Annotated in this window: 26 protein-coding genes; 12 read left to right on the top strand and 14 right to left on the bottom strand. The window is 39.2% G+C overall.

The features are described 5' to 3' along the window. The first annotated feature begins 292 nt into the window (after positions 1-292). The 7 genes from pyrD to rmf all read left to right on the top strand — a co-directional run bounded on the left by pyrD (position 293) and on the right by rmf (position 8,885). Complete coding sequence (pyrD, locus tag L4C37_RS10875; RefSeq protein ID WP_372267702.1) at positions 293-1,303, top strand: quinone-dependent dihydroorotate dehydrogenase; 1,011 nt, start codon at positions 293-295, stop codon at positions 1,301-1,303. A gap of 205 nt (positions 1,304-1,508) precedes the next feature. Next, entirely contained in the window at positions 1,509-2,054 is a 546-nt protein-coding gene (locus L4C37_RS10870) for a cell division protein ZapC (RefSeq protein WP_137373256.1), read from the top strand. Positions 2,055-2,564: 510 nt separating this feature from the next. Beyond that, entirely contained in the window at positions 2,565-4,685 is a 2,121-nt protein-coding gene (rlmKL, locus tag L4C37_RS10865) for a bifunctional 23S rRNA (guanine(2069)-N(7))-methyltransferase RlmK/23S rRNA (guanine(2445)-N(2))-methyltransferase RlmL (RefSeq protein WP_273296120.1), read from the top strand. Positions 4,686-4,720: 35 nt separating this feature from the next. Continuing rightward, positions 4,721-4,963, top strand: coding sequence for a glutaredoxin family protein (locus L4C37_RS10860; RefSeq protein ID WP_429768576.1), 243 nt, complete (start codon positions 4,721-4,723; stop codon positions 4,961-4,963). After that, entirely contained in the window at positions 4,941-6,857 is a 1,917-nt protein-coding gene (locus L4C37_RS10855) for an ABC transporter ATP-binding protein (protein WP_429768575.1), read from the top strand. The genes L4C37_RS10860 and L4C37_RS10855 overlap by 23 nt, the downstream gene beginning before the upstream one ends. Positions 6,858-6,863: 6 nt before the next feature. Next, positions 6,864-8,564, top strand: coding sequence for a DUF3466 family protein (locus L4C37_RS10850; RefSeq protein ID WP_429768574.1), 1,701 nt, complete (start codon positions 6,864-6,866; stop codon positions 8,562-8,564). A gap of 147 nt (positions 8,565-8,711) precedes the next feature. Beyond that, positions 8,712-8,885, top strand: coding sequence for a ribosome modulation factor (gene rmf / locus L4C37_RS10845; protein WP_137373251.1), 174 nt, complete (start codon positions 8,712-8,714; stop codon positions 8,883-8,885). Between the two features lie 124 nt (positions 8,886-9,009). Here the strand turns inward: rmf and fabA are convergent, their stop codons facing one another. Together fabA and L4C37_RS10835 are read right to left on the bottom strand one after the other, a co-directional pair. Further along, positions 9,010-9,525 (bottom strand): bifunctional 3-hydroxydecanoyl-ACP dehydratase/trans-2-decenoyl-ACP isomerase, encoded by a 516-nt coding sequence (fabA, locus tag L4C37_RS10840; protein WP_137373250.1) that lies wholly within the window; start codon positions 9,523-9,525, stop codon positions 9,010-9,012. An 85-nt stretch (positions 9,526-9,610) separates the two neighbouring features. Further along, positions 9,611-11,260, bottom strand: coding sequence for a S16 family serine protease (locus tag L4C37_RS10835; RefSeq protein WP_429768573.1), 1,650 nt, complete (start codon positions 11,258-11,260; stop codon positions 9,611-9,613). Positions 11,261-11,448: 188 nt separating this feature from the next. Here L4C37_RS10835 and matP point away from each other — a divergent pair, with 188 nt between their 5' ends. From matP to L4C37_RS10810, 5 genes are all read left to right on the top strand, one after another. After that, complete coding sequence (matP, locus tag L4C37_RS10830) at positions 11,449-11,901, top strand: macrodomain Ter protein MatP (protein WP_429768572.1); 453 nt, start codon at positions 11,449-11,451, stop codon at positions 11,899-11,901. 8 nt (positions 11,902-11,909) lie between these two features. Then, positions 11,910-12,218, top strand: a complete 309-nt coding sequence (locus L4C37_RS10825) for a DUF3634 family protein (RefSeq protein ID WP_137373247.1) — start codon at positions 11,910-11,912, stop codon at positions 12,216-12,218. Between the two features lie 122 nt (positions 12,219-12,340). Further along, entirely contained in the window at positions 12,341-12,649 is a 309-nt protein-coding gene (locus L4C37_RS10820; RefSeq protein ID WP_429768571.1) for a hypothetical protein, read from the top strand. Between the two features lie 135 nt (positions 12,650-12,784). Next, positions 12,785-14,005 carry an HDOD domain-containing protein gene (locus tag L4C37_RS10815; RefSeq protein WP_429768570.1) on the top strand — a complete coding sequence of 407 codons (1,221 nt, stop codon included), beginning with the start codon at positions 12,785-12,787 and terminating at the stop codon, positions 14,003-14,005. Positions 14,006-14,294: 289 nt separating this feature from the next. After that, entirely contained in the window at positions 14,295-14,663 is a 369-nt protein-coding gene (locus tag L4C37_RS10810; protein ID WP_171734765.1) for a phage protein, read from the top strand. Between the two features lie 38 nt (positions 14,664-14,701). On the opposite strand, the gene L4C37_RS10805 is transcribed toward L4C37_RS10810, so the two are convergent. The 12 genes from L4C37_RS10805 to L4C37_RS10750 all read right to left on the bottom strand — a co-directional run bounded on the left by L4C37_RS10805 (position 14,702) and on the right by L4C37_RS10750 (position 23,855). Continuing rightward, complete coding sequence (locus L4C37_RS10805; RefSeq protein WP_429768569.1) at positions 14,702-15,412, bottom strand: phospholipase D family protein; 711 nt, start codon at positions 15,410-15,412, stop codon at positions 14,702-14,704. Between the two features lie 226 nt (positions 15,413-15,638). Continuing rightward, complete coding sequence (locus tag L4C37_RS10800; protein ID WP_429768568.1) at positions 15,639-16,532, bottom strand: DUF4435 domain-containing protein; 894 nt, start codon at positions 16,530-16,532, stop codon at positions 15,639-15,641. Then, positions 16,529-17,638, bottom strand: coding sequence for an AAA family ATPase (locus L4C37_RS10795; protein ID WP_429768567.1), 1,110 nt, complete (start codon positions 17,636-17,638; stop codon positions 16,529-16,531). The genes L4C37_RS10800 and L4C37_RS10795 overlap by 4 nt, the downstream gene beginning before the upstream one ends. Positions 17,639-18,119: 481 nt before the next feature. Next, the gene (locus L4C37_RS10790; protein WP_429768604.1) at positions 18,120-18,365 is read right to left on the bottom strand and encodes a hypothetical protein; all 246 of its coding nucleotides are present in this window, start codon (positions 18,363-18,365) and stop codon (positions 18,120-18,122) included. A gap of 144 nt (positions 18,366-18,509) precedes the next feature. Continuing rightward, entirely contained in the window at positions 18,510-19,934 is a 1,425-nt protein-coding gene (locus L4C37_RS10785) for a zonular occludens toxin domain-containing protein (RefSeq protein ID WP_429768566.1), read from the bottom strand. Position 19,935: 1 nt separating this feature from the next. Next, positions 19,936-20,280, bottom strand: coding sequence for a hypothetical protein (locus L4C37_RS10780; RefSeq protein ID WP_429768565.1), 345 nt, complete (start codon positions 20,278-20,280; stop codon positions 19,936-19,938). A 4-nt stretch (positions 20,281-20,284) separates the two neighbouring features. Then, positions 20,285-21,625: a hypothetical protein gene (locus tag L4C37_RS10775; protein WP_429768564.1), complete on the bottom strand. Its 1,341-nt coding sequence runs from the start codon at positions 21,623-21,625 to the stop codon at positions 20,285-20,287. Between the two features lie 120 nt (positions 21,626-21,745). Then, entirely contained in the window at positions 21,746-21,964 is a 219-nt protein-coding gene (locus L4C37_RS10770) for a hypothetical protein (RefSeq protein ID WP_429768603.1), read from the bottom strand. A 16-nt stretch (positions 21,965-21,980) separates the two neighbouring features. Then, positions 21,981-22,208 carry a hypothetical protein gene (locus L4C37_RS10765; protein WP_061033427.1) on the bottom strand — a complete coding sequence of 76 codons (228 nt, stop codon included), beginning with the start codon at positions 22,206-22,208 and terminating at the stop codon, positions 21,981-21,983. A 15-nt stretch (positions 22,209-22,223) separates the two neighbouring features. Further along, the gene (locus tag L4C37_RS10760) at positions 22,224-22,565 is read right to left on the bottom strand and encodes a DUF1293 family protein (protein WP_137373238.1); all 342 of its coding nucleotides are present in this window, start codon (positions 22,563-22,565) and stop codon (positions 22,224-22,226) included. Next, positions 22,553-23,665, bottom strand: coding sequence for a replication initiation factor domain-containing protein (locus L4C37_RS10755; protein WP_429768562.1), 1,113 nt, complete (start codon positions 23,663-23,665; stop codon positions 22,553-22,555). Before L4C37_RS10755 ends, L4C37_RS10760 begins: the two co-directional genes overlap by 13 nt. Continuing rightward, a complete protein-coding gene (locus L4C37_RS10750) occupies positions 23,655-23,855 on the bottom strand; it encodes a hypothetical protein (RefSeq protein ID WP_137373236.1) in 201 nt (66 codons plus the stop codon). The genes L4C37_RS10755 and L4C37_RS10750 overlap by 11 nt, the downstream gene beginning before the upstream one ends. Positions 23,856-23,858 lie beyond the last annotated feature (3 nt).

Below are 23,858 nucleotides of genomic sequence, written 5' to 3'. Positions count from 1 at the left end.
GTTAAACGCTACTTTACCTTGTCTTTTTTGTATCTAACAATTGTATTCAATACTTTTCTGACATGAGTAAACGTTTGCTTGATTAATCTAAATAACATTTAGATGTTAGATTAATATCTACTTTCTTGTATATAGGCTTTTTACTAGAAGAAAGTAGACTAGATTGCTAAAAATCAAATACTCGGACGATATTTGAAATAAATAGGGTATAACTTGCTATTAAGTTTGTATTGTTCGTGAATTAAGTAAATAATACCGCCCCGTTCACACGGGTTTTTCTATCGGAGGCACAATGCTTTACCGTCTAGCCAGAACTGGCTTTTTCCAACTTGATGCCGAAAAGGCACATGATCTTGCGATTCAAAATTTCAAACGCTTTACTGGCACACCTATTGATCTTTTGTACCGTCAACAATTACCTAATCGACCTGTAGAGTGTATGGGTTTAACTTTCAAAAACCCTGTTGGTTTAGCTGCCGGCTTAGATAAAAACGGCGAATGTATTGATGCATTTGGTGCTATGGGGTTTGGTTTTGTTGAAGTAGGTACGGTTACACCTCGCCCACAATCTGGTAATGATAAGCCACGTTTATTCCGTCTGGTTGAGGCGGAAGGCATTATTAACCGAATGGGCTTTAATAACCTAGGTGTCGATAACTTAATTGAGAATGTAAAAAAGTCGAATTATGATGGCGTTCTTGGTATCAACATTGGTAAAAATAAAGATACGCCAATAGAGAAGGGTGCAGACGACTATATTATCTGTATGGAAAAAGTGTATCAGTACGCTGGCTACATCGCGGTAAATATTTCTTCTCCAAATACTCCAGGGCTACGCTCACTACAATATGGTGAGGCTTTAGATGAACTTCTTGCAGAGCTTAAAGCTAAGCAGTCAGAACTAGAGAAGAAACATGGTAAGTATGTACCATTAGCACTGAAGATCGCCCCTGATCTTAGTGATGATGAGATCTGCCAAATTTGCGAGTCGTTGATCAAAAATAAGATCGACGGTGTGATCGCAACAAATACAACTTTAGATCGCAGCATTGTAGAAGGTATGAAACATTGCAATGAAGCGGGTGGGTTAAGTGGACGTCCAGTTCAATCACGAAGCACTGAAGTTGTTCGTCGTTTACACGAAGAGCTTGGCGATGCCTTACCAATTATCGGCGTAGGTGGTGTGGACTCTTACGTTGCTGCTAAAGAAAAAATGATGGCGGGCGCTAAGCTAGTACAGGTGTACTCTGGCTTTATTTATAAAGGTCCAAGCTTGGTTCGTGACATTGTTAAAAATCTATAGTGACTTTGTTGAAAACCTACAACAAAAGCATACAAACTATAATTTGGTCATAAGGTACAGTGTAACTATCTGACTTTTAGCTAATTTACATAAAAAAGAGGAATTCATTTCCTCTTTTTTTTTGCCTATTCAACAGTAAAATTACTGCAAAGGAAGGTAATTAAGCGTTTTACCTAATGGATTATTGACTAGTGTGAGACGAGCAATGCTTAAACCCAGCGATACATGGAATTGGTACTACGATGAACAGCTACGTTCATTGATGCTAGATCTAGGACAAGATATGGTTTTCAAAACTAATCTAGTTAAGAAAACGCTGGTGGACTGCGCCTTCAAACACAATGAATTTACCGTTGATGATGCCTCCTCATATCAAACCTTTAAAGAGCAAATTAGTGGCTTGGGTCTTACAGAACCTCGTCAAGCTGAGCTAGCTCTGTATTGCGTTGCCGCTAAACGATTCCACAAGCCTGTACAGCCTAAAAGTTGGTTCTTCGACCAGCAGAATAGCGCTTATTGTGAACCAGTAGAAGGTGATATTGTCAGGTTAAATAATGAATATAGTCTAGGCTATTTTATTATTTTAGAAGTGGGGGATTCATCAAGTCTATGCGCTTCTGTTGATTTAGACGAGTTTAACTTATCGCCCTCTAAAGTATTGAAATTTGGTGACTCTATTAAGGTCATGCATGACAGAATGGTGTGTGCAAATATGATACTCCACTCAGCTCCAATTGCTCTTGTCGGTTAATCCTCCCTTAAAAAAGTAATAGACTCTCTTCTTAGTCTTACCCAAACTAGATTTATCCTACCTCTATCGGCTTATATGCCGATTTTTTTTATCCAAAATTTAATGAATAAAGCAGACGTATACTTCTAGTTTTGAGATATATGCAGTACACCGCAAAATTTTTTTGAATTGCTTTTACCCCTTAAATCACCTTAGTCCCCCTGAATAATCAAAATAATTCCCCATTACTAGTGCTTATGTTGCTGAATTACATGTTTATTTTTTTCTGGTATAGTCCAGTTTTACATTGAATATAAATTCACTTTGGTAATTGAATAGAAGTACTTTAGTGAAAGTGATTAAAAGTTTTGAAAAGGACTGCTTCTGATATAAGCGCGGCGACATGGGGGTCTTTACTGGTGAATTGGTAAGCAATCATTTGGAATATTGCGCTAAAAGAAGTGTTTAGTGTGACGCTTAACTCAGAAATTCAGGTATAATCGGGTTCATTTTTATCAATAAAAGAACACTATGAATCAATATCTAGCGGTTACCTCAAACGGTCTTGAGAATTTATTAGTTGAAGAACTAACCCAACTAGGCATTACTAATGCAAAACCTGTTCAAGCAGGTGTTAAATTCAAAGCAACTAATGAGCAAATTTATCGTTGTTGTTTGTGGAGTCGTTTGGCTTCTCGATTTGTACGTGTTTTGTCTGAGTTTACTTGTCAAGATGACATGGACCTCTACCTTTCAACGACAGCGGTAAATTGGGTCAATCAATTCCACAGCTCAAAACGATTTGTTGTTGATTTTAATGGTACCAACCGTGAAATTCGTAACAGCCAATACGGTGCGATGAAAGTTAAAGATGCCGTAGTTGACTGTTTTGAGAAGAAATCTCTACCTCGCCCTTCGATCAGCAAGGAAAGCCCTGATATTCGTATTCACGTCCGCCTTCATAAAGATAAAGCGATTCTAGGCGTTGATATGGTAGGCAGTGGCTTACACCAACGTGGATACCGTCCTGAATCTGGTCGTGCTCCTTTACGTGAAACGCTTGCTGCAGCAATCCTGTTACGCAGTGGCTGGGATGCAACAAAACCTTTCTTAGACCCAATGTGTGGTTCAGGCACTTTGGTGATTGAAGCTGCGATGATGGCTGCGAATATGGCTCCGGGTGTAAAGCGTCAGAAGTGGTGCTTTGAGTCATTAGAAGATTTTGATGCAGAGCTTTGGGCTGAAGTTAAAGCTGAAGCCAATGTTCAAGGTCGACGTGGCGTGAAAAAGGTAGAATGCAAATTCTATGGCTATGACAACGATGCTCGTATGATTCAAACTGCACGAGACAACGCTCGCAGAGCCGGTGTTGAAGAGCTTATTGAGTTTGAGGTTGGCGATGCTGCTCTATTGAAGCGTCCTGCAACCTTTGATAACGGTGTTATCGTTTCTAACCCACCTTATGGTGAGCGTCTAGGAACCGAACCTGGACTAATTGCTTTATATACTGCATTTGGAGCACAACTTAAATCAGAATTTGGTGGCTGTAATGCTTCCATTTTTTCTAGCTCTGACGAATTGCTAAGTTGTTTACGTATGCGTGCGGATAAACAATTTAAGTTGAATAATGGTGCATTACCTTGTCACCAAAAGAATTATTCAATTTCTGACCGTCCAATGTCTGATCGCCCAACACAGCAAGAAGAGCAGTTAATTGCTCCTGATTTCGCTAATCGTCTAAAGAAGAATATTGGAAAAATCGGTAAGTGGGCTAAGAAAGAGAAGTTAGAGTGTTACCGTATTTATGATGCCGATCTTCCTGAGTACAATGTAGCTATCGATGTTTATCCCGGTCACCTTGTGATTCAGGAATATGCAGCGCCTAAAGACATCCCTGAAGAAAAAGCAAAACGCCGTCTAACCGATATTATTCGTGCTGCAATTCAAGTAACCGGTGTTGAAGCGAACAATGTTGTGCTTAAAGTACGTCAGAAGCAGAAAGGTCGCTCTCAATACCAAAAACTGTCTCAAGACTCTTCAAAGATGGAAGTGAATGAGTACGGGGTTAAATTGATCGTTAACCTTCATGATTACCTAGATACCGGCCTATTCCTTGATCATAAACTGACTCGCCGTCGTCTTGGGGAAATGTCAGCAGGAAAGGACTTCTTGAATCTATTTGCTTACACAGGTAGCGCGACGGTTCATGCTGCAGTAGGTGGAGCTCGCTCTACAACAACGGTTGATATGTCGAACACTTATTTAGAGTGGGCAAAAGAGAACATGTCTTTGAATGGTCGAGTAGGTCGTCAACACCAATTTGAACAAGCTGATTGCTTGCAATGGCTTGCGAATGCTAAAGGTGAGTACGACTTGATCTTTATTGATCCGCCAACATTCTCTAATTCAAAGCGTATGGATCAAACGTTTGATGTCCAGCGTGATCATATCCAATTGATGGAAAACCTGAAAAGGCTCCTAAGAGAAGAAGGGACAATTGTTTTCTCAAACAATAAGCGCCAATTTAAAATGGATTTGGAAGGTTTAGAGTCATTAGGTCTTAAAGCGGAGAATATCTCATCTAAGACTTTACCTTTAGACTTTTCTCGAAATAAACATATTCATAATTGCTGGTTAATTACACATAAGTAATAACCTCAATTATTTAGATAGTAAGGACAGTTAAAGTGCTGACACTATACAGTACTGAAGGGTGCCATCTTTGTGAGATGGCATTTGAATTGACGGAACAACTTAACATTAGTCACCTGGTTGAAGTTATAGATATTGCATTTGATGATGTTTTATTTTCTCGTTACGGGGTAACGATACCGGTGCTTAAATTTCAAGAATCAGAACTTAATTGGCCATTCGGCCTTCAAGAACTTAACGATTGGTTAAACAATAATGGCATTACTGACAATACATAACGGGCAACTTGCCTTTGGTGATCACCCACTACTTGATCATGCTGACTTCACTCTACAAGAAAACGAGCGAGTTTGTTTAGTTGGACGTAATGGTGCAGGTAAATCAACGTTAATGAAGATCTTGTCTGGCAATATCATCATGGATGACGGCAAGATGCAGATCACTCAAGATGTTGTTGTTTCTCGTTTAGAGCAAGATCCACCTCGCAATGAACAAGGTACAGTTTATGAATATGTATCTGGTGGTTTGGCTGAAGTAGGTGAGCTGCTTAAGGAATATCACAACTTGCTCGATATTATCGCTGAAGATCCAAGTGAGAAAAACTTAAACCGTTTGACTCGAGTTCAAGAGAAACTTGATCACGCTAATGCTTGGCGTTTTGAAGATCGAGTGAGTAATGTACTTGCGGCGTTAAAATTGACGGCGAATACAAAATTGACCGAACTGTCAGGTGGTTGGCAGCGTAAAGCAGCCTTGGCACGCGCACTTGTCTGTGACCCTGATGTTCTGCTTCTTGATGAGCCGACAAACCACCTTGATGTTGCAACTATTGAATGGCTAGAGACATTTCTTAAAGATTTCCGTGGCTCCATTATCTTCATTTCCCACGATCGCGCTTTTATCAAGTCAATGTCAACGCGCATCGTTGATCTTGATCGTGGCAAGTTAAGCTCTTTCCCGGGTGACTATGAAAATTATCTTCTCGAAAAAGAAGAAGCTTTACGTGTTGAAGAAATGCAAAACGCTGAGTTTGATAAAAAGTTAGCCCAGGAAGAGGTATGGATTCGTCAAGGAATCAAAGCTCGCCGTACGCGTAACGAAGGGCGTGTTCGTGCACTTAAGAAGCTGCGTGAAGAACGACAGAGTCGCCGTGAAGTGCAGGGCAAAGCAAATATTCAAATTGATACATCATCACGTTCGGGCAAAATCGTATTTGAAGCAGAAAATCTTAATTTTGCGTTTGAAGGTAAAACCATTGTTACAGATTTCAGTTTCAATATTATGCGTGGTGACCGTATAGCACTGATTGGTCCAAATGGTTGTGGTAAGAGTACCGTTCTTAAGCTACTTCTTGATCAACTAAAACCTGATTCAGGGCGACTGCATTGTGGCACTAAATTAGAGGTTGCGTATTTTGACCAATATCGTGAGATTCTTGACCCTGAAAAATCAGTAATTGATAATTTAGCGGATGGCAAACAAGAAGTCACAGTCGGTGGCCGCGAGCGTCATGCTCTTAGCTATCTTCAAGATTTCTTATTCTCACCAAAGCGAGCTCGAACTCCAGTTAAAGCGCTATCCGGTGGTGAGAAGAACCGTTTATTGCTTGCACGTATCTTCCTTAAATCTAACAACTTGTTGATTCTTGATGAACCAACCAATGATTTAGATATCGAAACATTGGAACTTTTAGAAGATTTGCTTGCCAACTATGAGGGTACATTGCTTCTGGTTAGTCACGATCGTCAGTTTGTTGATAATACAGTGATGACAAGTTGGATCTTTGAAGGCGATGGTGTCGTTGAAGAATTTGTAGGTGGCTACCATGATGCTCAACAGCAACGAGCACAAGCTCTTCAGTACCGAGAGATTGAAAAGCCAGCAAAGGTAGAAAAAGTTGTTGAGGAAACTCCCAAAACAGTATCACCGAAAGTTAAAACTAAGAAGCTATCCTATAAGCTGCAACGAGAGCTAGAAGCATTACCTGCGCGTTTAGAGGAATTGGAAACCGAGATTGAAACTTTACAGGTAGAAGTTAATGACCCTGATTTTTTCGCAAGATCTGTAGAGCAAACTAAACCTATCTTAGACAAGCTCTCTGCAACCGAGCATGAGCTGGAAGTCGCTTTTGAGCGTTGGGAAGAGCTCGAAGCACTACAACAGGAAAGTTAAGAATTAATGAGTTGTACAAAATTTAAATTAACCACAGTTGCTGCTTTAGTTTTAGCAGCAACTCAAGCAAATGCCGCAATTTATGATGTTGTCGAAGTAACCCCTACGGGATTAACGACTCAAGCAACGGAGTATTTTGGTGTAGCAGTGAAGCCTGAAGACATTGACAAAACAACGGCAACACCTGATGAGTTATTAGGTTGTTTCGGTTCAACTTCATGTTCTGAAAGTACTTATCCAATTGCTGTGGAATCTAGAGTGACTCTAGAAGGCGTGAGTTATCGTGAAGAAGTTCCATTTGCTATGGATAACCGATTCTACTATCTCGAAGATTATGGGAATTTCGAAGATTATTGTGCTGGTTTGTTGCAGTATTCTACATGTGAAGGCTGGAGCTCATTACGTTGGAATACATGGGTGTCTGAACAAGACATGTCTCACGTGAATGCGGAAGCTTTCATAGAAGGTGTTGGTAAAGTTGGATCTTATAATACTGTCATTAACTCAATTGATGAGACGTCTCAGCCAGTTGGAGTTCAATCAGACGGTTCTAGTATCAGACACAATGCCCTAGCTACTGCGACAGTTACAGCTTCTACAGAATCACGAGCTTGGGATTCTATAACTGTAAATGGAAAAGTCTTTAACGTAGGCAGCATATCTACTGCTGTAACTAATGATTACGGTAATTATTTCTCATCAAAAGCAGCGATTTGGAACACAGATAGCTCTGTGCCTGTTTTGTCTGAATGGGGCACAAGTGTCGTCGAGAAAAGAGGCGACTATATGGCACAAGGTAGTATGCGTGCAATTACTTACGATAATGCAAGTGATAAACTTTATACGGTTGGTTACAACGCAAACTATGCAAGCAGTGATATCCAAGACATGAATGCTAGTGTATTTGTAATTGATACTTCCTTAACGAATATTGAACCTCTGACTATTTCAGGTCCTCAGGTAGATTCTGGTGGTGATTATAAATATACCAATAGTGTAGCAACAGATATTAACGATAATTTATTGGTTATCGGGCACGCCAAAAGACGAATTGCAGAAGAAGGTACTCTTGATAATAAAATGTTTATTTCTCAAGTAACTTCTAGCAATAACTCAGCATCTTTACCTACTGCTACTTTCATTGCTGGTGGTATTTTCTTCTCTGGTGTTGGCGGTAATGCACGTTCTGTAAATAACTTTAATGAAATCGTAGGACAAGTTGATGCAGAGTCTATACGTGAAGTAGATGGTAAAGAGAGGCGTCATCGTGGGTTTATTTACCCGTATTATGATGCCGCGACAACCGGTACTGAAGTAACACGTAGGGCTATATTCAAAGATCAAGCTTGGTGGCTAGATGATCTAACTAATGACGGTAATGTTTCAGGAAACAATAATATGTATCGTATCATCGATGCATCTGATATCAACGATGCTGGTGTAATCTCAGCAACTGCATATCGATGCTCTGTTGGTGGAGTAGCACAAGGGTACGATACAACGTCACATAATGCAGAGTGTAAGTTTGGGAGCGGTGGTAATGAAGAAATTGTTGCGGTTAAACTTATTCCAAGAAGTAGTGCTTCTTCAGATGATATCCAAGCTCGTGGTACTGAAGTAGCTAAAGTTGAAAGATCAGGCGCAGGCTCTGGTTTACTTTCTATTGCTCTTTTAGGGTTATTGGGTTTCCGTAGAAAGTTCAAATAATTTAATACTATTTAGCACAAGTTCACGCTTTTGAACTTGTGCTTTTTTTTATCTTGAGAAAATTAAGTTAATGGTCAATCTTTAAAGTTGGAGTTAAAAAACTCCATCGTTGTACGAAAAAATTAATACCCGTATGAGGACTGCACTATGAAGAGACAAAAACGTGATCGCTTAGAACGAGCACAATCTCAAGGCTATAAAGCTGGCTTAAATGGAAGATCTCAGGAAGATTGCCCTTATAATCAAATGGAATCGAGGTCTAATTGGCTAGGTGGTTGGCGAGATGCTAGAGATGATAAGCAGGCAGGTCTCTACAAATAACATGATTTAAATAAGGCTTCTATGATGAAGCCTTATTTAAATCATGTTAATGCACTATAACTAAATAGGTTGATAGAAAATTAAAGGCAATCATTGAGATCACCTTTAATAAAAGAAACTTTATTTAAAAAGCAGAGGTATCTTGGAATAATCCAACTTTTAAATCTTTAGCAACATAAATCTCTTTGCCATCTACAAGCACACGACCATCAGCTAGTCCCATAACTAAACGACGGTTCACAACACGCTTCATGTGAATTTCATAGGTTACTTTCTTAGCTGTAGGCAAAATTTGACCAGTAAATTTCACTTCACCTACACCAAGTGCACGGCCTTTACCTTTGCCGCCAACCCAACCTAAGTAGAAGCCAACTAATTGCCACATAGCGTCAAGCCCTAAACATCCAGGCATTACAGGGTCACCAGGGAAGTGACAGTCAAAGAACCAAAGGTCAGGAGTAATATCCAATTCAGCTAGAATTAGACCTTTACCGAAATCACCCTCAGTTTCAGACATTTTTGTAATGCGATCCATCATCAGCATATTTGGTGCTGGTAATTGTGGACCTTCTGGCCACAGCTCACCTTGGCTAGATGCTAATAGGTCTTCACGAGTGTAAGAATCAGGTTTGTTTTGCATTATCAATTACTCCAATTTTTGATAGGTGCATCTTAGTGAACACGTGTACGCCAAACAAGTCCGATGAGTACTAGACAAACCAGTACTACGAAAATAGAAGCTTAATACGTTCCACGAATCCAGGCGGGTGCTCATGTCTTTCAAAGTTTTCAATACGCTCTGCAATTTTACTCAGAACGTTTTCTTCATTCTCATCTCTAAATGGTTTATTCATTATTAGAGGTATAGCTTCATCAACATTAGAAACAGACCAAATATTAAATTGTCCACTTTTAATGCTTTCTACCAATTCATCTTTTAAAGCAAGATGTTTTAAATTTGAGGTCGGTAAAATTACGCCTTGGTTGCCAGTAAACCCTTGGTGTTTACAAACATTATAGAAGCCTTCAATTTTTTCATTTAAGCCGCCAACAGCTTGTACACGACCAAATTGGTCTACTGCACCAGTAACAGCAATTTGCTGGTTAATAGGGTATTCAGATAGGGCGCTCACTAGTGAACAAAGTTCTGCAAGGGATGCACTGTCGCCATCAACTTCACTATAAGATTGCTCAAATACGATGGAGGCAGAGTAAGGTAGCGGGTCCTCTAAATTGAGTGAGCTACTTACAAATGCTTGCATAATCATCATGCCTTTTGCATGTAAATTACCACCAAGCTCGGCTTTACGCTCAACATCAGCAATATCTCCATCGCCGAAGTGAATAACGCATGAGATACGGGCTGGTTCACCGTAAGAAATTGGGTGACCAGGTACATCGATAACTGTCAGACCATTAACCTGGCCAACTTGCTCACCATCAGTTTCGATAATGACTTGCCCATCGAGAATATCATCCATAGCTCTTTCTGGAAGGTAAGACTCTCGGTAATACTTATGCTCTAATGCGAGAGTGATGTGCTGTGGGGTGATCTCTTGATTGCTTGATTCAATTGCAGCTTCACTTAATAATGAGTTATGCCAGATAGGGCAAAGTGGAACATAGTGCTGATCTTCTGTCTCTCTTGCACCGGCTTTCATTATTGAAAGGATGGAATCATTTGAAAAATTAGGGAGATCAAAACGTGCTTTAAGCCATTTTAAATAACCTAGATACTCTAAAAAGTTTTGGTCTGTTAACTTTAAATCTTGTTCTAACTCGCTGAATAAACAGAAACCTGTTTGTACATCACTATCAAGAAAGTCTAAATCACCTAGTTGTACGCGATCACCAACGACAATTAGCTTTACGTTATAAGTACGAGAAGTGCTGACAGATGATATGTGAACCGGATTACTATTTATATCTTCAATACTTTCACCGAGAAGAGCTGACTTTAAAAGTAACCAGCAGCCTGGATTTGCCAGGATCAAGTTCGCCGATATGATTAAATAACCATTTTCAGCCCTAGAAAGTAACCCAGTACGATGAGCGATGACTTCATTATCTTTCACTTCGACTTGATCAAATAAACTTTCAACTTTGAGAGATTCAGTTCTAATTATTGGTTGAGCTTTATCAGCGGAACAAACCGATAGAGACTCTGAAACAAGCTGACGATAAATTGAATTATCAGGAGCATTAACTAAGAGAACCTTAGATAGATTAGAAAGGCATTCAAATCTTCTAAGAGCTGGCTGAAAGCGTTTTTGAATATCTAAAAAAGAATAAGGAGTAATCTTAGGGAACTGTTCTAACTGAGAACTAAATTGATCGTATTGAGGCGTTACATTTCGCCAGTCTACTTGAGTCATCGAGAATTCTAAAAAAGATAAAGAGGTAGGGAGTATATAGAAAAAGCAATGGGGCTAATAGATGAATATTGAAGCTTGATTCAATATAGTAAAAATAAACATGAAGTTAGTCTGCTTTTCATCCACATTGATTGTTAAAACCAGAAACTTGGGTTACGCTGTCACCATGGTTTAAATTGAGTAGCAATATGAAATATCAACAGTTAGAAAACTTAGAATGCGGTTGGAAATGGCAATATCTAGTCAAAAAATGGAAGGATGGCGTAGCGATTACTCAGTACGTTGATAGTAGTGAAGCTAAAAATGCGGTTGATGAATTATTAAAGTTAGAACATCAACCAACAGGTGTGCTCGAATGGATTAATGACAATATGTCTCCAGACCTGGACAATAAGCTTAAACAAGCGATTCGAGCAAAACGTAAAAGACATTTCAATGCTGAGCAAATACATACAAAGAAAAAATCGATAGATTTGGATTATCGAGTTTGGGAAAAGTTATCTCAGCGTGCAAATGAGCTAGGCTGCACTTTATCAGATGCTATTGAATACCTTGTGAGTGAAGCTTCACGTAGTGAAAAGGCAAGTAAAACGGTTACTAGTTTAAAAGAAGATTTAAGCAAACTATTAGCGGATGATTAGGTGATTTCATGATGTATGTAATTCTGGCTGGTGCCATTTTATTATTTTGGCTTGTGCTTATTGACAGACCTGTACTCAAAGTATTGTTTAGAGATGGAACGATTGAAAAGTCAAAAGGGCACTTCCCCCCATCTTTTAGACATAATGTGGTAGAAATTGGGCGTATAACCCCATTTACTGGAGAGGTAAAAGTTTATTCAAAACGTTCTGGTTACCAACTGAGTTTTTCAAAAACAATACCTAAAGGTGTTCAACAGCGGGTTAGAAACGTTTTTCCTCATAATGGTTTTAAATCGAAAGGCGGCAAGAAAGCTTAAGCCTTTATTAACAACCTCATTTCAGGGTTGGGTTATATCTATCCAAAGTTCAACTTATTAGTCTGATTTATCATAGCCATAGCGACATACTTTGTATTTTAAATGTTATGGAAATTAGAAAAATGAAAGTACTGAGCATATTATTCTTTTTGATAGCACCAGCATTAGCTGATGACTCTGAAATCAACCCCATCGCAAAAAAGATCAAATCCCAAATAGTTAAAAGTCTGGATAAATCTACAATGGAATATCAAGGCTATTGCGATGTTACTATTGAAATGAGACATTTTGATACCCGCGCTAAAATACATAGAGTAAGGACTTCAGGTGATAGAAAGCTTTGCAAGTTTGCCAAAAAATCAGTCAGAATTGGAAAGACTTATAAATATGTATTCCCTGAGAAATTCATAAGGTTGCATATAACCCAATAGCCTTACGCACTATAACTAAAAGTTTTAAAAGAAACATACTGTAAACCGTGAAACATAGACTGAATTACATTAATATATCAGACATATAACTCTGTATCTAAAGATACAAATTACAGCAATATAAAGGGAAATAGGTTGCTTTTAACAAATAAACATTACACACCTGAAGCAATTGAAATTACTAGGAAAATAACAGAACAAGTCCAACACAGGTTCAATCAATGGCTAATTAGCCCTAAATATTCAGTTAATCACGATGATGTAGACTTGCTATTAAGCCTAGAAGGACGATATTGCGAAGATGTTATTTTCGATGAAGCCGACCGAATTTCTCGAAACCAAAGAATTTTACTTCTATGTGAGCAGGAACGAGTCACCGCTAAAAATGAAAAAATTGCCGCGAAGCAAAAAACACTGAAAAGTGTTATTGATGATGTAAGTTCTGCTGCAGAAGATATGTTGTGTGCTAAATTTGATTCTACACTGGTGAGCTCATTGTATACGCACTTGCCTGATTTTAGCCTATTTGCCTCCAGTGCATTTTCACCATCCCTAAGCTTTACTAAACTAAATACTCTGGCAGAATCCAGCCGGCAACTAAGCTCGAGCTTAATTGAATTTGTTTCAAACCCAGAGTTTAGTGAGAAATTCGGAAAAAAGCCTAGATTAATTTCCGATCCCAAAGTCGCTATTGGTCTACTTGGCATAGAAAACTGCCGCATGTTATTTCCTGTAATCATGGCGCAGTCAATGCTTAAATGGTCTGATGATAATACGAAACATATAGCTCCCAAAGTCTGGCAACACCTGGTCGTTACTTCATCAGCTACCAAACTCAGACTACAAGAAACTGTAGCTAAAGAAGAGGACGTAGGAATACTATTAGGGGTTTTAAGAACTTTGCCTCTTTTTCTAATTTGTAATCACTTTACCCAAGTATTTGAAGACGCTCTCGTGACAACGATGATGAAGTATAGAGAAGCTATTGATCAGCGAGAAAAGTACTACGCATGTTCAGAAGTGATGCCAAATCTAGAGTTTTTAGCAGCTGTTATTCAAAGAACGGAATTGAAGATAGCCAAAAAACTAATTAAACATATTGACTGGGATGCTAATAGCTCTTACATCCAACAAGCGTTACTAGAAGATATTGACGATCTACCAATCTCTGAGCGCAGCGTTTACGGAGCCGCTTTAGCACAAGCGAGAGCTTTTTCAATCTATGATTCGCTTGAGAGTAGTCAAATATTTAACGTTAAGCATAAACCATATTGGTTCGCAAATGTTCAAATGTCCAACTCATCGATATCGAAGGTCAAAGCTCACAAGCCTGGTAAACTAACATTACAAATGTAATACACCTTCAATTCTCAGACTTGCTTATGTGACGATGTAACACAAGCAAGTTTTACCTCAAATCGCAGTATTTGTTAACGATCAATTTCAAGCGCTCAAGACAGCGGTTCTACCTTTTATCAAAGGCAAGTGCATACCAACTTCTTTAGTCCTAAGCTTTTTTAATGGTTAGATCTGATTGTAGCAACCCCAAATAAAGCATTAGCCGACTGCGTATTATGTCTGTTTATGTTTAATTCCTCACTCATTTGTAAAATCATGCAACCTCTTGTATTTAGAGGTTTAATTGATGAAGTACAGCGAAATGAGTAGAAACTATATTTTTCGCGCAATGGAATGCCAAATGACCAAGGAAGAGGTCGCAAAATTGTGTTTTAAATCTGTGAGAACAGTCACAGGATGGGACGAAGGAAAACCGATGCCACCTGAATGTAAAAGGCTTATGAGGATGGCGAAAGGTCGGGAACTGAGTGCTAGTGAAGACTGGGAACAGTTTAAAATGCACTATGACAAGTTAGAAACTTCTACAGGGCAGCGAGTAACACCGCAACAAATTTTAGCTGGAATAGCATTATTAGAAATACAATCTGAGTTAGAGATAAGGACTTCAACATACTTAATAAGGGTTGCTAGGGCGCTGGCTAAAATTATGAGGTAAAAATAAAGCTCCGAAAGGAGCTTTTTAGTTTGTTTAGATTAAACAACCTCTAGAGCTTCAGGCCAAATAAAGTAAGGCCCAAAGCGTTTGCTGTATTTGGATTCAGCACCTTGCTCTTTACCGGATTCCGTTAGAGTGTGTTTTCCACCTTCTAATGAAAGGTATCCTTTAGTCACACAGGCTTGAAGAAAGTCGTCAGTTTTAAGCCTATGTTTCTTAGCAAGCTTAGAAGAAGTAATCTTGGCTTGTTCAACAACTGTATTTGATTCTTCAGTAGCAGCTGGTTCGGCAGAGTCAGATGAAACCTTTTCTAATGAAATTCTAACCTCATCACTAATACGAATAATGCGCTGAGCTTCATCGTAAGAATCTTTATAAATCTCTGAGTCTTCATCTCTATCAATGAAGATACCCATCTCATTGTTATTCACCTGGCTGAACTCATACAGGTTCAAGCTAGTGATGATGCAAGAGCTTTCATTCATGTAGCACTTAGCATGAAGGTTCTTGCAGAAACTAGTGCGAACGAAAGATAAGCCTTTAAGCCAGTTAATCTCATCCGGTTGAAGTTCGCTTTTTCCATAAACAATTCTGATGTCGATTTTCAATCGATCTTTATCTTCTAATAGCTCTCTGATTCGGTCATTCAGCTTAAGAAAAGGGCTGATGAGTATCAGTCTTTCTGATGCATTCTTAATGAGCTCTTCGAGGTAGTAATTTGTAGCACTTGTGTTTAAAAACTTAGCCATTTCATATCCTTGACATATAAAAACTAACTCATACAAATTACGATGAGAATAAAGCTAAATCAAGGTGGTCAGCTAATACATCAAACATCACGCACAATGTCTATCTATAGAAATCATCTAGAGTATAAGTAAGCAATGAGTTAGTTACTTCAACTGGGCGTTAAGTATTGAGTCTTCATCAAGAAGAAAGAAGCCGGACTCATTGAGTTCAGCTTTTTCATAAAGGCTAAGCGTATTTATTTTTGTATATTTGGATATCTGAAACTATTTTTGGAAAGCAGACCGAATCTGGAATATTGCGTAAAGCAACAGCTGTTTCTAGATCCAACACATTCTTACGGCATTCTTGAATTAAAGCTTTTTTCTTATCTTTAGGTTGATGCTGGGATATTTTATCAATTACTGGCTTATTTAGAGCGATTATTGCTCTATTTGCTAGCCTTTTCATTTGAGCTTCAAAATTATGACCGCGATAAAAAAGAAACAAATTATCTGGCTTTAATCCCATTTCGTCGAATTTAGAACAATCGACATCTGAGATGTCAACTGCTGGAGCTAGCTGGACGCCTGTATGGGTTGCTTTGAGAATTAGCTTTTTAGCTTCTTCTCTCGAACCTGCTTCAAGTAGCTTAACGAAACTTGGATAGTACTGCTGGCTCCAATCTTTAATTAAATTTTCGAAACAAGGAATTTCGTCTACTATATAGCTACCTGCAATATTACAGCAAAGGTCAAGGAAACCTTTAGGATGATAATATAAGTTTTCAATAGAATATGCATAAGTTTGAAAACAAAATTCACTACTTAGTATTTCCTGATTCAAACTATAATAATTATCATAATCTGAATCCATACATACTAAATAATACTTTCCTAACGTTATCTTACCTTCTTTTAATAAGTTGAGAAGGGTACCTTTACCATTTGCTTTAGCTTCAACTCCAACGGCATCTATGTTAAATCCAACAATGCCTTGTTCTGAAAAAACTCTCCCCCAAAACCTTTTGTCATCGAACCCTTCTACATAAATGTTTATCACAGGAGCTATGCCAAAGACATCATATGCTTCTTCTAGCTGATCATCTTCATCGAAATCTGAGCCACCTATATTGATGTTCATTTGACGCCAACCTCAATACACCTGCTTCTCCACCCGTCCTTAACTAACGAGGGGGAGTGTGTAGCAATAATAAATTGGCTTTTCGGTGCGATATTACGCAAATCATTTATCAGTCGCTTTTGCCATCTTACATGAAGTGATATTTCAGGCTCATCTAATAGGAAAACTTTTACTTTGTCCCTGTAATAATAAGTAGAAAATAATAAATATATTATGGTTTTTTCACCACGGGATAACAATCCCCAATGGATTGGTTCGCCAGAACTGGAACTTGCTAACGTATACTTATTTTGCTCATCTCTAACTAAATATTTATTACTGTCTTCAAAGTATGCGTTCAATATTTCAACGATTTCTTCTATTTCTTGCGAACGCTGCGACGCGTAGTTATATTCTTCAGATAAAACAAGATTGGCAAAGTTATTGCCAGAACTTCGAAGTTCTTTTGCTACGAGTTTATCTAAGTGTGATTCAAGAACTTGCATGAAATCACGACAATAAGAAAAACGCTCGTCAATAGAACTTTTGTATAATTTCCAATAATTACCTGTAAATTCGATACTGGAATTAGCAAGATTGTGCATGCTTTGACGATCTTCTTGAAATAGAAACGCAAGAGGAGCTTTAGTCAAATTTTCACTAAATTCATCAGTATCTAGGTCGTTAGGGATATCAACAGTTTTAAGCCACCGTTCACCTTGTTCATTCTTAGTGTAGCTCACATAATTTTGTGAAAAGTCGTTACTATGAATCGTAAAGTGATCTTGGAGAGAGCACAAAAAATCAAAATCATGAGTATCATCAACTGACTCAAGTATTTCCTTAGTTGCGCTATCGAACTCTTTATCATCAAATGATACTGGCATGAGTAAAGTAGTCATATTTACATCATTTGTAAAAGATACTTTAGACGACCAAAATCTATTTTTTGAAGTAGATGGTTTTCTATTTTTTGCTGTGCTATTTAGACTATCAAAGAGAATGTTTAACAAAGAGCTTTTCCCTGAACCATTAGCACCAGTCAGTAGTGTAACGTCTTCATAGAATGGGATAGTAATTTTTTCTTTGCCCCATAAGTTTAAAATTTCAGCACTAGATATAAACAAAGTCATTCCTAAATGTTAAAGCCTTAACCACTTAAGTGGAAAGCGATAATGTTGGGAATATTTTGCCACAAAAAGTTTGTAAACTATAGCAAAATGCAATTTCAAATCAGTAATGACACGCATCGATAGGAGTTTCTACTATCGTTACCGTCAAAAACCTCAAGCAAGGATTGATGGATACTGATAGATAGGTCGAATTTACCCCCGTGATACAACACGGGGGTTGCTGCCCACAGCGTCGCGCTCGCTGTTCAGCTCTCACGACTCACGCGAAGCTGTGAGCAGAGTAGGAAGAGTTGTTAATTATATGGGTTGCAGTAGCAAAAAGCCCCACTGATGTTGTGAGGCTCTGCTAGGGTGATCTTGGCAATGAAAAGGGCGGGTAAGGTGGTTTCATCGAATCAGCTACGCTGCGCTACTTATCGGGAATTCAACTACATCACACCGAGTTACTTCTGTGGTTTCCCTTATCCCTTCGGGACTATTCAACGACAGACTCAAGTCCTTTTAATGCATCGAGATAATCATTTACTGCCATTTCATTGTTGTAGAGCTTGCGCTTCAGCTTTTCATTTAGCATTCGTTCTTTCTGATATAGCTCGTGATATTTAAGTGCATCATACCCACCTTGAACTAGAGCTTTAGACATCGTAGACGTTCGCGTTAATTCTTTTAGCTTGGATAGCATTTCTTCGTGTTGGTCAGTATCTCTAATCGTAATAGCCATCATTTCCCCTCAATGCCGGTTTGTCCTGATTTTATTATGATAGCATTTTATCCATTTCAATCCAGGCTAAACCACCGATTTGATTGCAGTGATCCTAGGGCAAACAACTTGCCGGTTCGCTTTTTGATAGCATACATAGTTATTCTACATACTGAAAATATCAACCGACTTTTGAACATCTTCAACTCTATTACCCATCAAACCATCATTCTCCGATGCTAACGCAACTCCGCTTGATGTTGGTGGGCACGTTAAAACCCTTGATACAGATTTAGAGCGCACTTGAATCAAACAATCATCAATCAAATTGAAGCGGTAGCCGTAGCGATTTAAAACAGAAGAGCGTATATAAAAGGTGTCTACACCTTTATCTATCCTAAAAACAAAATCAGAATACTCACCAAACCCCTTTGGATAAACCGTTCTACTTACTGACGTAAGATAGACCGCAGTTGAGCCATTGAAGACTGGAAAGGCATCAAAGAAAGGATTTACAGCATCAAAAAGACTTTCAGCAGAAGTTTGAGAATCAACATTGCTAGAATCCAACCGAACAGCACTTTCCCCACTTTCAGTAGGAACGTTTTCAGGTACAGGAACGTAAGCCGAATTGGGTAGAGTAGGCGAGTTGGTATCGGGAGCTGGCGCATCAACCGTTTGAACTTCACCCACATCAGAATCAGATAGTACATTAGTTAAATCCCAGAAAAATTTACCGATAGCTAAAACACCAATAAGCATGGCAAGAATAAATTTAGGTGACTTCAATACCGAAATGTCAGACTGAGTAGAGTTGAAGCCGCCCGTTCCTGTCGACTGATAAAGAGCGAATACATCAATAGGAATTTTCTTATTAGTACTGCTAGCCATATCAGCTTTAGTAGAAGGTGCAGTTTTCGTAGATTTGGGAGGATGGTTATAAATACGAGGCTTACGACTTCGAAAAAAAGTATCCGTGGAACGGTGAGAATAAGCTTCACCAGCACAACCTTTTAGCCAGGTTGGGATTGCAGTGTAATCTGGTGTGAGCATAACAATATCCCATTGATATTTTCTATGTCGCATAAACGCACCATAGAAATCGAACGGGTAGAGCAGTCTGTTATTTTCATCCAATTGAGTACGTTCACAATCATCAACATCACCAACATCGAAAGAGTTAGGGTCTACGGGAAGCCAGCGTGAATAGAATAATTCGGTGAAGTCTTTAGGCAGGTAATCTACAAAGTCTGAGAATGGTTTTTGAAGAAACTTCTCACGTTTAAAACCAGCTTCTGGGCAATATAAATCCTGACATTCATCAATCACAACAAATGCACCAAGAGGCATCCAGTTAAACCAGTTTTGCCAAAGCATTACCCCCTCAGAAGATCGAGTAAAGATCCTAATTAAACGAGCTGATTCAGGAAACTTTTCACCCAAAATTTCCTCTATAGACTCTTTAGGCTTTAAACCTTCAATATTGGTTACAACGATACGACCATCCCTTAGAGCTGGGAGAATTTCGAACCATGTAACATAAGCCGTTTTGTAAGCACCATTAGAGCCATGACGAAAGGAAACAGCCATATCACCACCCCATAATTCTTAAAACAAATGCCGTTGCAAACGCATCGACAACAATCCGAACAGCATCAACCACACCAAGCTGATAGCATGAAAATCGAAGGTCTGCAGGCAACTTATTAAAAGCCATATTTAACACCGTATAGACCTCATACTCAGAAAGAAGTAATGACGCTACGCTATAAGCCATCTTCAACATTTCAATTTTTAAATAGATATAAAGCTTAATGAACCAAAACCAAGCATAAGTAAACGCCTCTAAAATCAGGTCTGGGATTGAAGCAAAAAAGTCATAAATACTGCCAAAAACAGTGACAATATAATCCAGTGCATTGTAGAAATATTCCATAGACTTAACCTTTAGAGCGACCAGAAGAAAGTAAAATAAAACCAGCAAATAGAGTGGCAATGAACAAGATAACCGTTCGAATCATTTCAGTATTATCAGCCCCAAGAGAGCTAAAGAGATTGAAACCAACGTCAACGTCCCAGCGACTTAAAGAAAAGGATGTACCATCATAAGAACCATTAGAAAATGACATTTGCCCGAGCTTTAAAGGGGAATCTTTAAGTTTGTTTTTTAGCTGTATTTCTAATTCTTCAATTTCAGTTTGTATAGTTGTTAGAGAGTTAGTGAGAACCGTACCGGATGAGAAACCATCGCCACCCGTAGGACTTGAAAATGAACCAGATTTACCGAGAGCATCTTCAATAGCCCCTTTGATATCACCCTTAGTCAATCCTTTTTCTGAACCATCGCCAGAACCAGAGTTACCACCAGAGCCAGAGTCACCACCAGAGCCAGAGTCACCACCAGAACCAGAATCACCGCCAGAGCCAGAGTCACCACCAGAACCAGAATCACCGCCAGAGCCAGAGTCACCACCAGAACCAGAATCACCACCAGAACCAGAATCACCGCCAGAGCCAGAGTCACCACCAGAACCAGAATCACCACCAGAGCCAGTATCACCGCCAGAGCCAGTATCACCGCCAGAGCCAGTATCACCGCCAGAGCCAGTATCACCGCCAGAGCCAGTATCACCACCAGAACCAGTATCACCGCCAGAGCCAGTATCACCGCCAGAGCCAGTATCACCACCAGAACCAGTATCACCACCTCCAGTACCTTCTGAACCATCACAAGATTCACCAGTAAAATTGTAATGACCGAAAGGGCGAGGGTCACCATTAACGCCACTCGAAATCCAAGTCCCACCAAGTAAATTGGCACGGCAACTATTACGGCAAACAGCACTAACAGTAGAAGTACCAGCAGGGAACGCGATCGTTCCTACAGAGTCACCCTCTAGTTTTTTACATACCTTTTCACATAGACCAGTTTCAGTATTAAGCTCAGTACCTTCTGGACATTCACCAGCTGTAAACATAGTTGTTGTATAAGAAGATTTTCTACCATAACGCTCAGTGCAATCTTTATCGTTATACCAAAGCAGATTATGACGAATATTATTAGACTGAATTTTCCGACCGCCACTAGTTTTCTTATATCTCCCGTAATATTTACCTGCGGTCACCTTTGAACAAATTCCATTCCCTTGTGCAATGATTCCAGCAATAGTACCCGTTTGCCCTTTAAGTTCGTCAATCTGACTTTGATAAACATAAATAGTTGAAGCTAAGGTTTGGAATGAGAATGTAAGGAATAACAAAAACGGTATAAGTCTTTTCATAATAAACCTAATAAAAAAGGGAGCCGAAGCTCCCAATTAATCAACCTGCTATAACCCCCGTATATACGCCATATAGAAATGAGGCGCACATTAAAGAACCAAGGACAACAGAGATAATCATTACTTACGGAGCCAAGCGACTACCATCCCAAGACCGAAACCAAGAGCGGCAATACCAATCACACCAGAAGTGGTTAGCTCGACCATACCTTTACCAGCATTAACGGCAGCAGTAATAGCTGTTTCATTTGCACTCGGGTCAGCGACCGCAGAGCCAGAAGTTAAAGCCACAGAAGCAAGAAGAATTTTGTTACTAGCGATTTGACGTAATTTCATAATAATTTTCCTAAAAGGATTAACGAAAGTGTTTTAATACTCGACCTAATACATGCCCACCAATGAACGTGATTAAGCTTTGCTGTACAACGAATTCATACAAGGATTTGTCGAATTCCAATAATGACCAATCAAATTGACCATCAACCAAGTGCGTTAACTGCTCTTTAGAGACCAAGACATATTCACAAACGTCACCAGACGATTGTTGCAAAATCCCATCAATAACAGTTACGCAAATAGACATAGCACCTAGACCTGATTACTTAGCTTTCATAAAGCTATCGAAGTGCTTTTTAACTTCTTCATCAACCGGAGCCAGTTTGTTTACCAAAATATCGAGCGGATCATTTGGGTTTGCACCAAAGCTCAATTCATACTCTCGGTTAGCCACGAACGCGCGGGTTTGGATAAGTTGACGTGCATAGTCCACATCAATTTTCAGTGCTTGTTTGTTGAAAGGAATGTCAGTCGAAAAGCCAATTCCAGTTTGTTGGAATTTTTCATGTTCGACTTCTTCTACTGCACGAAGGACGCAAAGTTCCGCAAATTCCATACCAGATTTAGGAAAGCGCTTTATGGCAATACCAGTTATTGTAGGCATATTCTTGACTCCAAAATTTCGATTTTATGTTTAGTGTATTCGTCAGGAACTCCCAACGAGGTTTCAAAGTTTGCTCTGCGATGATGCGTAGGAATTAACAAACCAAACGCTTCACCCAAATCGCCTTCAGTCATGGCAACCACTTCAGAAATGGCTTTACCACATTGGCGGCGAACCCAAGCGATTCGAGCCATAAACTCCAATCCAGCTTTCTTTTTGTTGAGTTCAATTTTCATAGGTTCGGCTGGGTCGATACTGGCTGAAAAGTCACAAAGACCAGCGAACGCAGAAGCGGGCGAGGCGAGTAGTGTTAAATCGCACTTCTTTAATTCCACTTCATTGCGGTACCAAATTACTTCAGGGTCAGAAATGTTTTGTTCGAATTTCTTGTTATAAACACGCCAGTAAACCGCAGAAGTTCTAGAGCCAACGAGCACTGCTTCTTCTGATAATTCACCTGATTGGGAGATGCGCTTATGAGGAACCATTGTTGGCCCGCGTCCACGAGAAGCAGTTCGAAATGCTCCCTCATAAAAACATTTCTCAGCATACTTACAGTCAAAAATTCCGGTGTAGTCATCAACACAAAGATCCAAACGGGCTAGGCGAGTGATACCTAAAAGTGACAGCCACCAATACAGCTTTTTGTGAGTGGTGAACTCGAACAACTTAGAGCAACCAGTACCATTAATTTGCACGTATACCGTGTCATTGTTGCCACCGACACCAACCAAGCCACATTCAACCGTTCCAGTTGAGTCATAAATGACCATTGAATCTTCATAACCATGTAAGCCGCGACCGCGCATTGGTGATAAATGAAAATTGAAGACCCTAGACATGAAGTCATCAAAGCGATGAGCCAAAACCTTACGACATTTGTTACGATGTAACTCGATAGATTTGTCGATTGCTTCAGGTGAATTGACGCGACCATCAACACTTAGCTTTTTAAAAACAGGAAACTGTAAGTTGATAAATTCTTGGTCATTAGAACTGTCTAAATGTTTTAACGAACCATAAGAAAATGAGAACGCTAGATGATCAACTTGCACAGGACGAATTTCATCATGGTACTTGTGAGGTTTTTTAGATGGCATGGAAAACACCTTTAACTAAAAGCTCTTGATAGTTGTCGTCAGTGATTTCAATAATCTGAAATGACACCATGCCGTAATGAACTTCGATGAACTGAAAGAAATCACGCTGAGTTTTAAAAAAGTTATGACCCCAAGGAAAGTAAGCATTGATTCCATGGTTCGGTTCATTGTCGAAGTAGATTGAATCCATGAG

The sequence above is a fragment of the Vibrio kagoshimensis genome, from assembly GCF_050337535.1.
Taxonomy (GTDB): Bacteria; Pseudomonadota; Gammaproteobacteria; order Enterobacterales; family Vibrionaceae; genus Vibrio; species Vibrio gallaecicus.
Note: the sequence above shows the minus strand (reverse complement) of the source record. Positions and strands in the feature narration are given on the sequence as shown.